The sequence below is a fragment of the Mammaliicoccus sp. L-M44 genome (genome assembly GCF_022386355.1).
GTDB lineage: Bacteria > Bacillota > Bacilli > Staphylococcales > Staphylococcaceae > Mammaliicoccus > Mammaliicoccus sciuri_A.
This window is the reverse complement of the sequence record NZ_JAJNIU010000038.1, coordinates 1-11,322: the sequence shown is the minus strand read 5'-3', so window position 1 is coordinate 11,322 and position 11,322 is coordinate 1. Positions and strand designations below refer to the sequence as shown.

Genomic DNA, 11,322 nt, shown 5'->3' with positions numbered 1-11,322 from the left:
TGATTCGAAGACTACAGGCTGAGAACATGCCCGCGAAAAGCATGCGCATAAAAAAATGCCGGCAAAGTCTAAGACTTTGTCGACACTCTGAGAAAAAACCTTGATAACTCAAGGTTTTTTCTTTTTTTATTTAAACTGGTTTAATATTTTTGGTCACAACGTGGTCACACTAGCACCATATTTTTAATCATGTGACCATAATGATTATTTATCCTAGTTATAAAAAGCTCTTGAACATGATTTAATGAATAATTATAATATTGGATATAAAAAGCGTAATATCATTAATACTATAGTCATTTAAGTCTTAAATGGAGTGATTAAGATGTTAACAATGGAGTTAATTGAATACAATGATGAAATTGTGACTTATAATTATTATCCTGAAGATAATAAAGAACTAACGCCTGGTCAAATAACAAAGCGAAGAAAAGATAAAGAAATAATAGATTTTACTAAAACAGAAGTTGAAAAGTATAAGTCATTATATTTCGTACATGCTGCTAGTAGAATGAGAAAAATTGTTGATTTTGACGAGTTACCTAAAACACAATTCGTTGCATGGGGATAAGCTCTGTGTAGCTTTATAATAATATGAGGTGATTACAATGACAAATAAAGCTAAAGATATTTTTATGATTACTATCAATATAATAATCATTATTTGTTGCATTTCCTTAATTTATTATATGTTAACCAAATAAAAATAGACTCGGAATAAATATATGAAGAATGAAATAGCCAACACTATATATGAATATCCAAAAGCTCACCTAAATGAAATAGGTGGGCTTTTTTAGTATGTAATCGTGATTGATGTTGATCTCAATGTTTAACGTAATATTAGATAGCTTTTTGCTTTATTGTAAGAATTTTGAAAAAATTATATAATATAGTAAATATTAGTGAATAAGTAGGTTGATAACATTGAAGAAATACGAAACGACACTAGACGCTTATATGCCACCTAAAGATGCGGCTGAAGCATTCCAAAGAATAGCTTAAAGAAAAAACAACAACTAAAACAACGACATACAAAAAGAGAAAAAGAATTAAAACACTAGAGGAGTTAATTAGAAAAAGGAGGTAATGATTAATGTTAGTTTTAATATTAGTACGTAAAGACGAAAAAAGCGTGACTTATGATTATTATCCCGAAAACGAAAAAGTGTCAGGGAGAATTACTATAAGAATTGATGATTGTGAAATACTCTATGCAAAAAATACGGAATATGATGAAGGTACAAATAACTATTTAGGTCATGCGATTTATAGAATTGAGAAATATATTAAAAATAATGAGTTTCCTGAAACCGATCTTGTAGCATGGGGGTAAATTATGAAACTATGGACTTATGTGGGAAAAATGGTATTAATTGAAGCAGATGATGGTCAAAAATTCACAGGTAAAGTTATAACTTATGATGATGAAATGGATAATGAAAGTGGAGAATATTCTATATATTTAGATACTGGAATACAAATATACGACTTTGATGAAAGTGAAATAAAGTCGATTGAAATTTTAGATTAAGTACCTTACAAAGAATTAATGGTTATGGTACTATTTTTAGACAAATTTTTAGCTATCACAGTGTTGTGATAGCTTGTTTTTATGTCTAAAATCTTATTACCTTATTTTTCCATTTTTTTGTTTGCTAGCATCTAATACCTTTGAAACGAGAAGAGTGAGCATAATTGTAAAGATTATCATACTAATTACAGCAATTACTCTAGCGATAGGGTTTTCTTTATATATAATAGCGTAGAATCCTTGTATAAAGAACATTATGTAGATAGGTAATGTAGATAATAATATGTATTTAGGTTGCTTCATAGTTTCACTCCTTATAATGATTTAAATCATAAAAAATAAACCATCTCTTACAACTTTTGACTAGTTTGAGATGATTTATTTAATCATTAAATTTTGGTCACCGTCTTTAAAACGGGCTCATAGGACAACGTGTTACAGCACGTTGTCCTTTTTTTAATTGTATTATAACACAATTTGGCAATATTTGTCTATTGTGAAAAATTAATGATTAAGAGGTGTGTTTGATATAAAAAAGTGTCAAGAGTATTAACAATTATTAATATTATTACAAATATTGTAGGAACGGTATTGATATTAGCAGGAATGATTAAACGTTCAAAATAATGCTAGTGAAATGATTATTGAGTTGATTATGGACGGAGTGTGATTGATATGAAAGCAAGTATAAGTATTCGTAAAACGACGAAGAAAGAGAAGATTGAATCGCTTGTTGCTGTGAGTATTTTAATTTTAGGGATTATGTTTATTAAGTGGTTAAACAAATAATTGTATTTTTGTTTCTAATTTATAGAAGTGTATAATGGACCTAAATATAGAGATTGGTGGGGATTATATGACTGTTGAATTAAGATTAATGGAAATGCAGGACTTTAATGATTTTTATGAGGTTTCTTTGAAAGAATTTGCTGATGAACAAGTGAAAAGTGGTTCTTGGTCTGTTGAAGAAGCGGATGAGAGAGGTAGAGCATATTTTAAGAAACTTCTACCTGATGGTTTACATACAGAAGGTCATAAAATTTTTAATATCTTTAATGAAGGAGAGAAGGTTGGTATTTTATGGCTACATGTATTCGAGAAAGATCATGTATTAAAGAGTTTTATTTATGATATTAAAATTGACGAATCTGAAAGAGGTAAAGGTTTAGGTAAAATGACGATGCAAGCTATAGATGAGTATTGCAAGGAACATGACATTAAAAGTATTCGACTCCATGTTTTCGGTCATAATCAAATTGCGTATGAGTTATATAAAAAAATGGGATTTGAAACGACAAACTATTATATGGAAAAAGCGTTATAATAGTGATATCGAAATTGAAATCGGAGTGATTTGATTGTTGAAATTGAAAGAATCTCAAAATGTATTTTTAAAAGGTGGAGATGAAGCGGTTATATTATTGCATTCATTTACAGGTACAGTAAGAGATGTAAAAGCTTTAGCAGAGTTTCTAAACGAAGCGGGATATACTTGCTATATTCCAGCTTATAAAGGACATGGATTAAGTTTAGAAGGTATATTAGCCTATACGACAAATGATTGGTGGGAACAGGTACAAGATAGCTATCACTATTTAAAGGATAGTGGATATGAAACCATTCATGTGCTCGGTGTTTCATTGGGTGCGCTTATGTCTTTAAAACTTGTCGAAACATTTGATGTGAAGAAATGTATAGCAATGTCCACACCTCATAATAGAACTAATAAAGATATTAAGAGAAGACTTTATCATTATGGAGAAAGAATTAATCAGATCCAAGGTTTAGATGAAGATGAAAGTAAACGCCAACTTGCACTCATTGATGATTATGAAGATGGTGCACGTCTTTTTACATCATTTATAGAGGATATTATGAATCATTTAGACGCAGTAAATATACCTATCTCTATAAAGTATGGAGAATTAGATCAAAGATTCTATCAAGATAGTGCTGAGAAAATATATCATGATATATCATCAGAACATAAAGAATTAACAGCCTATAAAAATGCAACACATTTAATGACAAGAAGTGACGATAAAGAACAAATTGAACAAGATATACTTGAGTTCTTAAAAAAATAAGACCACGCCAACAAAAGTGAACTGCACCCTGTCAAGTAGACAACTAAATAATAAAAATGTATTTTTGGTCGAATTCATAGCTATGCTATAGATTCGGCCATTTTTAATGTAATTCTATTAGTATTATAAAAATGGATATACTTAGTTAATTCATCTACTGCCTGTTCATAATTTATAAAAGAAAAGTTCTTGTTTCCTTTATAAATTTCACTTTTCATCATTCCCCATACTGATTCCATTGGCCCATTATCAATACAACAGCCTACACGTGACATACTTTGAATCATTTTATACTCTTTTAATTTTGCTTTGAAACTTCTAGAAGTATATTGAAACCCTCTATCGCTATGAAAAATAATACCCTTGGTATTTTTTACTTGTTTAACTGCTTTTTCAAGCGTATTAAATACTAATTGGTTATTATTTGAACTACTCAATTCATAACTTAAAATTGTTTTACTACCCAAATCATAAATCGCACTTAAGTATATTTTATTACCATTTTTTAATTTGAATTCAGTCACATCGGTTAACCATTTCTTATTCTTCTTACTTTCATTAAATGATCTGTTTAAAATATTTTGCGCAGTTACTTCAGGAGTAAAAAGTTTATATCGCTTGGCTTTACGACGTATAATAGCTTTTAATTTTAATTGTTTCATTAATCTATAAACACGCTTATGATTAACATGTTTATTCAATTTAAGACGGATATAAATATAAATGCGTCTATAACCATAAATACCTTGATATTGATGATAGATATCGTTGATATCTTCCATTAATGTATTATTTTCAATCTCTCTCTTAGATGGTTTTCTGTTTGTCCATTTATAATAACTTGATCTATTTATTCCTAAAACACTACATAACCATTTAATTGGATATTTATTTTTTAGCGCTTTGATCGTTTTGTATGACGCGATTTGTTTACTTTTTGATTCATCATCTCTCTTTCGAATTCTCTCCGCTTTTTTAAAACCTCATTCTCCATTTCTAAATATTTATTTCGTTCTTTTAATGCTTTAATTTCGGCATCTTTTATTTCATCTTCTGTCATTATAGATTGAGGTTTCCCTTTGCCTCGTCCATCTTCTAAACCAGCATTACCATGATTTTTATATTTTTTCACCCAATTATAAACTTGACCATAAGTTACTGAGTACTTATCAGCGATTGTTTTATAATCACTATTACTTTCTATGTAATCTTTAACTATTTCAATGCGTTCTTCTAAATTTGTTTTCCTTGCTTTCATCGTATACACCTCGGGTTTTGGAGAATATGTTTTGTTCTCTTTACCCATAGTATAACGTTTTATCCAATTTCGAACAGTGCGATCTGAGGGGATATTGTATTTAATAGCCAACTGTACAGGCGATATTCCCTTTTCAAAATACTCATTAATAATTTGTAATTTAAAAGATGACGGATACGAGTTATTTTTTGTTTTAGGTAACAATCCATTAACTCCATATAATTTATACCTCTGGTATTTTTCACTTAATAATCTATGATTTGTATTCAATGACAACATTTTCATAACATTTAAGAAGCTATAGCCTTGTTCATATAAATCAAAAGCTTCTAATAATGTATTTATATCTATTTTAATATTTCTAGTCATAGTAAAACTCCCTGCTAAGTTTTCACTATTTAAGTGTTTCCTTAACAGGGAGCATATCAAAAGTTGGCATGGTCTTATTTTTATAATCCACCTAATAAACCACTAATATATACACCAAGTGCTAATAACAATCCGAAGATTGTGTTTGCTTTACCTGTAGCTGCCATTGCAGGCATCATTGTTTGTGGTGTGTCATTTTTGTTAAATCGACGTACGGCTTTGATTGGGAATGGTGCAGATATTAAGACGAGCAACCATAAAAGAGAGCCGTATGGTTTAAATAATGCTAAGTAAATAACAAAGACATATGCGAAAATATATAGAATTGCCATAGTCATGATGGAAAGTCTTTTACCGACTAAGATTGCGTAAGTCTTTCTACCACTTTGTTTGTCTTTTTCGCGGTCTCTAATGTTATTTGCTAAGTTGATAAGTCCAATTGTAATAGAAACTGGAATACTTAATAATGCTGGATAAAAGCTTAAAGTACCTGTTTGTATATAGAATGAAATCATGACAATTACAAATCCCATGAAGAATCCAGCGAATATTTCACCGAATGGCGTCCATGAAATAGGGATTGGTCCACCTGTATAGAAATAACCGATTGCCATACAAACTAATCCTATTGGTATTAATAGCCATGTACTTTGCATGCATATGTAAATACCTAATATGACAGCTATAACATAGAATGCTATTGCTAAATTATAAACGGATTTAGGAGACATACCATTTCTTACGATTGCCCCTCCGATACCAACAGAAGTATGGTCATCTAATCCACGCTTATAATCAAAGTATTCATTAAACATATTAGTTGCTGCTTGTATTAAAATACTTGCGAGTAACATTGCTAATACGACTGAAATTTTAATGGATGCTTCAGCACCTGTTAAAAAAATCTTTGATGAAGCGGTACCTAATAGTACAGGAACAAATGATGCTGTAAGGGTATGTGGTCTCATCAAATGATAATATTTTTTCAAGCCTGAATGCTGTGATAAATTTTGTGACATGTATTTACCTCTTAAATTTATATTTTTGACAGTATTAGTATATGCTTTCGCTATCAATTGGTCAATCACTGTAATTGTGTAAAATTTTAATTTATATTCTGTATTTAAAGTACAATATTAACGCATGTTCACTTAAAAAATGATAAAATAAGTAGATAGATATTTTTCGGAAAGAAGTGGAAGTGAAATGGCCTTGAGGACGGATTTGAAGCAACAGATAATTTCTGAAATCGATGGAAATAAAAATTATATTTCAGTTGAAATTGAGCTTCAATATCAACCAGATTTAATCCATTTATTAAGGGAAGAAATCAATTATACAGGACAACATTTTTATTACAAATCTAAAGATTCTAAATTAGAAATGTGTGGAATTGGATATTTATTAGAAGCTAGGTATTCGCATCTAGAACATGATGATATATATGAATACTGGCAAAATATTAAAGAACAATTAAATACGATTAAGTTACATGATGAAAAGCACCATCTAAAATTCTTTGGTGGCTTTCAATTTTCAGAGCATTCATTAACGAATGAATGGAAAGATTACGGGATGAGTCATTTTGTATTGCCTAAATATTTGGTAACTAAAGAAAATGGTCATTATTACCTTACTTATACGGATCATAGTAACAAATTCGATATCGACAACATTCAAGAAGTTATAAATATTTTAGAAACAGAAAATGAAAAAATCGAATCGAGTGAACCTGTAGTAGTGGAAAATAAAGATATTCAAAGTGAAGAATGGAAAGCGTTAGTTACTAAAGTTGTTTCACAAATGAATCAATCTGTAGCACTACAAAAAGTCGTACTATCCAGAAGAAGACAAATCGAATTTGAAGATCGTGTTAATGTTGAAGATGCATTACAAAGATCATTAGATTCAAATGAATCAAGTTATTTATTACTATTTGAGTCAGGTAAATCTCAATTTATTTCACAAACACCTGAACAACTTTGCCAAATAGAAGATGGTAAACTATATACAAATGCAATTGCTGGTACGATTTTAAGAACAGAAGATGAAACAAAGAATGATGAATTAAAAGATGAGCTTCTAAATGATTCTAAAAATCAATTTGAACATCGTTATGTAGTGGATAGTATTATTCATGATATTCAATCATTCACAAAACACATTGAATACGATAAAAAGCCTACCATACTTACTAACAAGCATTTATATCATTTATATACGAAAATACAAGCAGATTTACTATCTGAAAATGTATTAGAAATTGTTAATCAATTGCATCCAACGCCAGCATTAGGAGGATTTCCTAAAGTTGAAGCGATAAAATTTATAGAACATGAAGAGTTTGGTACAAGAGGATTTTACGGTGCACCATTAGGTTATATCGATTTAGAAAATAATGGTGAATTTGTTGTATCTATTCGATCTATGTTAGTGAACAATCATACTGCAACATTGTATTCAGGTTGTGGTATTGTAAAAGATTCTGAAGCAATATCTGAGTTTGAAGAAACAGACTTAAAATTTAAACCAATGTTGAAAGCACTAGGAGTGATGTAGAATTGAGTACACATACTGAAAGTCTCACTAAACAAGTATTTACATTTGTTTCTAAATTATATGAATATGGTGTCGATGATGTTGTTATTAGTCCTGGATCACGATCTACACCATTAGCGATAGCTTGTGAAAGACATCCACATTTAAAAACATGGGTTCATCCAGATGAAAGAAGCGCAGCATTTTTTGCACTTGGTATTATTAAAGCAAGTCAAAAGCCTGTTGCAATCATTTGTACGTCAGGAACAGCTGCATCTAATTATATGCCAGCAGTTTCTGAAGCGTTTATTAGTCGTTTACCACTTGTTGTTGTTACGAGTGATAGACCACATGAACTACGTAATGTTGGTGCACCTCAAGCAATCAATCAAGTAAATATGTTCCAAAACTTTACAAAGTTTCAATTTGATATGCCTATAGCTGATGACTCAGAGGGTACATTAAATGCAATTAATATGAATATGATTAAAGCTGAGAAGCATTTTGTTGGTCCACAAAGAGGACCTGTGCATTTTAATTTTCCATTTAGAGAACCATTAATTCCTAATGTGAAATTAAGAAGATATTTGTCTTCTAAAAGAAAATTAGAAACAAAATACCAAAAGTCGATTGATTTTACGAGTATACAAACATATATCGAAAAACCAAGAGGTGTCGTTATTGTAGGAGACACACAAGGTCAAGATTTATCTCAAATATTAACTTATTCAGCGATTCATAATATTCCTATATTAGCTGATCCATTAAGTAATTTGAGAAAATTAAATCATCCAAATGTGATTTCTACTTATGACGCATTATTCAAAGGCGGTTTAAGTATTGAACCACAATTTATCATCAGAGTGGGGCAACCAGTCGTTTCGAAACATTTAAACAATTGGTTAAAAGAAGTTAAGTGTCCACAAATTCTTGTGCAAAATAATGATACACCTGATGCTTATCCTAAAGTACCAACGATTTCAGTGGAATTAAGTCCAAATGATTTCTTCAGACAAGCTCAAGATGTATCACCAACTCAAAACAAGAATTGGTTAGAAAAATGGATAACAATGGATAAAGAAGCAAGTGCATTGATTGAAAAATATATCGAAGAAGAAACAGATGAAGGTGCTGCAGTCGGTAGTTTATTGAAAAAAATGACTTCTAAAGATACTGTATTTGTTGGTAATAGTATGCCGATAAGAGATGTCGATACATTTAATTTAAACTCAAAAGCTGAAATAGCAGCTAATAGAGGTGCAAATGGTATAGATGGTGTCGTATCGACTGCACTTGGTATGTCTGTATATAAAAAAGTCACACTTATTATTGGTGATGTTTCATTCTTCCATGATATGAATGGCTTGATTATGAGTAAACTACATGATTTAGATATTACAATTGTGTGCTTAAACAATAATGGTGGGGGCATCTTCAATTACTTAGCACCTAAAGAAGAAGCACCTGAACATTTTGAGAAATTATTCGGTACACCACTTGATTTAGATTTTCAACATGTTGCGCATCTATATGAGTTAGGTTACGAAAAATTCGAAAGCGTTTCTGATTATAAGAAACAAACATTACCGCAATTCGGTTCTTATTTATACGAAATTCTAACGAATAGAGAAGAAAATACCGCAACACATAGACAACTTTTTGAACAAATGAAAGGTATCCAATATGTTAAATCACCGCGTTAAGTCGTTTGATGAACATAAACCGTCTATTATTTTATTACACGGCTTCATCAGTGATCATACATCATTTCATATAGTTGAGAGTGCGTTAAGTAACCAAGGCTTAAATGTCATAACCATTGATTTACCTGGACATGGACATGATGAATCAAGTTATGATGAAACATGGTCAATGGATTATATTGTCTCTAAGATTAAAGAAGTTATTGATTATTTAGAGTTAAAAAAGGTTTATTTGCATGGATATTCTATGGGTGGACGTGTTGCGTTAAGCTTCGCTGTACAATACCCAGAGTTATTAAACGGCTTAATTTTAGAAAGTGCAAGTCCAGGTCTTAAAGATCCATCAGATAAACAGAATAGAATCGAAGTTGATCATAGTAGAGCAGCGCGCATTCATGAAATTGGATTACAGCAGTTTGTCGAAGAATGGTCTAAACTACCATTATTTAATAGTCAGTCTATACTTTCTACTGAAGAAAGAGAACGTATTAAACAAATGAGACTTTCTCAAAATCCAAACGGCTTAAGTAAAGCACTTAAAGATTATGGTACAGGTTCACAACCATCCAATTGGCATCATTTGAATACAATGACTGTGCCAACTTGTATTATCGTCGGTCAAAAAGATGAAAAGTTTATTCAAATAGGTAAACAAATGAACGAAAGTATAAAAAATAGTAAATTTTATATTGTTAATGATGCCGGGCACACAATTCATGTGGAACAACCCTCAAAATTTGATACAATAATAATAGAATTTATTTTAGGAGGCAAATTATGTCAAGACAATGGGAAACTATAAAAGAATATAAAGAAATTAAATATGAATTTTTCGAAGGTATTGCTAAGATTACTATCAACCGTCCAGAAGTACGTAATGCATTCACACCTTTAACAGTTCAAGAAATGATCGACGCTTTCTCTAGAGCTAGAGATGATGAAAGAGTAGGTTCTATCATCTTAACTGGTGAAGGCGACTTAGCATTCTGTTCAGGTGGAGACCAATCTGTTCGTGGACATGGTGGTTACGTTGGCGATGACCAAATTCCAAGATTAAATGTATTAGATTTACAACGTCTTATCCGTGTAATTCCTAAACCAGTAGTAGCTATGGTTAGAGGATATGCTATTGGTGGTGGACACGTACTACATATCGTATGTGACTTAACAATTGCCGCTGAAAATGCAAGATTCGGTCAAACTGGACCTAAAGTAGGTTCATTCGATGCTGGTTATGGTTCAGGCTATTTAGCAAGAATTGTTGGACATAAAAAAGCACGTGAAATTTGGTTCTTATGTCGTCAATATGATGCACAAGAAGCGATTGATATGGGCCTTGTAAATACAGTTGTACCATTAGATAAAATTGAAGATGAAACAGTTCAATGGTGTAAAGAAATGATGCAACATTCACCAACTGCTTTACGTTTCTTAAAAGCTGCTATGAACGCTGACACTGATGGATTAGCTGGTTTACAACAATTCGCTGGTGATGCAACATTATTATATTACACTTCAGACGAAGCAAAAGAAGGAAGAGACGCTTTCAAAGAAAAACGTCAACCAGACTTCGATCAATTTCCTAAGTTTCCTTAATATTGATACAAAAAATAAGAGGTTGAGACATTTTATAATGTCTCAGCCTTTTTTATGGAAAAAATATCTGTATATGAAGTGTTCTATGTTGCTTGGGGAGTCTTGCAATATAGGAGTCACCTATTTATCTTGTTTGGCCAGTCTTGATAAATACAGAGCTCCTATTTCCTACGATTAGTCAAGCCAGATTGTATTTAAGAAAACATATTCAAATAAACCGTCCATTTTAATTTTTTT

12 protein-coding genes are annotated in these 11,322 nt (G+C 31.0%); 9 read left to right on the top strand and 3 right to left on the bottom strand.

Annotated features, from left to right (window positions below; all coding sequences use genetic code 11):
* Positions 1-325: 325 nt before the first annotated feature.
* The 3 genes from LQ611_RS13415 (at position 326) to LQ611_RS13405 (ending at position 1,534) form a co-directional block, all read left to right on the top strand.
* The gene (locus LQ611_RS13415) at positions 326-571 is read left to right on the top strand and encodes a hypothetical protein (RefSeq protein ID WP_119475337.1); all 246 of its coding nucleotides are present in this window, start codon (positions 326-328) and stop codon (positions 569-571) included.
* Between the two features lie 525 nt (positions 572-1,096).
* Positions 1,097-1,336 (top strand): hypothetical protein, encoded by a 240-nt coding sequence (locus LQ611_RS13410; protein WP_107566015.1) that lies wholly within the window; start codon positions 1,097-1,099, stop codon positions 1,334-1,336.
* A gap of 3 nt (positions 1,337-1,339) precedes the next feature.
* The gene (locus LQ611_RS13405) at positions 1,340-1,534 is read left to right on the top strand and encodes a hypothetical protein (RefSeq protein WP_025905637.1); all 195 of its coding nucleotides are present in this window, start codon (positions 1,340-1,342) and stop codon (positions 1,532-1,534) included.
* Positions 1,535-1,630: 96 nt separating this feature from the next.
* On the opposite strand, the gene LQ611_RS13400 is transcribed toward LQ611_RS13405, so the two are convergent.
* Positions 1,631-1,837: a hypothetical protein gene (locus LQ611_RS13400; protein ID WP_025905636.1), complete on the bottom strand. Its 207-nt coding sequence runs from the start codon at positions 1,835-1,837 to the stop codon at positions 1,631-1,633.
* A 553-nt stretch (positions 1,838-2,390) separates the two neighbouring features.
* Between LQ611_RS13400 and LQ611_RS13395 the strand changes: the two genes are divergently transcribed.
* Entirely contained in the window at positions 2,391-2,858 is a 468-nt protein-coding gene (locus LQ611_RS13395; protein WP_025905635.1) for a GNAT family N-acetyltransferase, read from the top strand.
* A 34-nt stretch (positions 2,859-2,892) separates the two neighbouring features.
* On the top strand, positions 2,893-3,621 hold the full coding sequence (locus LQ611_RS13390; protein WP_107566013.1) for an alpha/beta hydrolase: 729 nt from the start codon (positions 2,893-2,895) through the stop codon (positions 3,619-3,621).
* An 80-nt stretch (positions 3,622-3,701) separates the two neighbouring features.
* Here LQ611_RS13390 and LQ611_RS13385 read toward each other — a convergent pair.
* Together LQ611_RS13385 and LQ611_RS13380 are read right to left on the bottom strand one after the other, a co-directional pair.
* Positions 3,702-5,248 (bottom strand): IS3 family transposase gene (locus LQ611_RS13385; RefSeq protein WP_119651187.1). Its coding sequence is split into 2 segments (ribosomal slippage): positions 3,702-4,591 and positions 4,591-5,248, totalling 1,548 coding nucleotides; the frame shifts between segments, so codons are not numbered across the junction.
* A gap of 80 nt (positions 5,249-5,328) precedes the next feature.
* Positions 5,329-6,267 (bottom strand): 1,4-dihydroxy-2-naphthoate polyprenyltransferase, encoded by a 939-nt coding sequence (locus LQ611_RS13380; RefSeq protein ID WP_025905471.1) that lies wholly within the window; start codon positions 6,265-6,267, stop codon positions 5,329-5,331.
* 205 nt (positions 6,268-6,472) lie between these two features.
* On the opposite strand from LQ611_RS13380, the gene LQ611_RS13375 reads away from it, so the two are divergent.
* The 4 genes from LQ611_RS13375 to menB are packed head-to-tail and all read left to right on the top strand — an operon-like array spanning position 6,473 to position 11,085.
* Entirely contained in the window at positions 6,473-7,807 is a 1,335-nt protein-coding gene (locus LQ611_RS13375; RefSeq protein WP_232339582.1) for an isochorismate synthase, read from the top strand.
* Between the two features lie 2 nt (positions 7,808-7,809).
* The gene (gene menD / locus LQ611_RS13370) at positions 7,810-9,489 is read left to right on the top strand and encodes a 2-succinyl-5-enolpyruvyl-6-hydroxy-3-cyclohexene-1-carboxylic-acid synthase (protein ID WP_037588921.1); all 1,680 of its coding nucleotides are present in this window, start codon (positions 7,810-7,812) and stop codon (positions 9,487-9,489) included.
* Positions 9,470-10,291, top strand: coding sequence for a 2-succinyl-6-hydroxy-2,4-cyclohexadiene-1-carboxylate synthase (menH, locus tag LQ611_RS13365; RefSeq protein ID WP_119475334.1), 822 nt, complete (start codon positions 9,470-9,472; stop codon positions 10,289-10,291). The genes menD and menH overlap by 20 nt, the downstream gene beginning before the upstream one ends.
* A complete protein-coding gene (gene menB, locus LQ611_RS13360; RefSeq protein ID WP_025905467.1) occupies positions 10,264-11,085 on the top strand; it encodes a 1,4-dihydroxy-2-naphthoyl-CoA synthase in 822 nt (273 codons plus the stop codon). Before menH ends, menB begins: the two co-directional genes overlap by 28 nt.
* Positions 11,086-11,322: the final 237 nt, after the last annotated feature.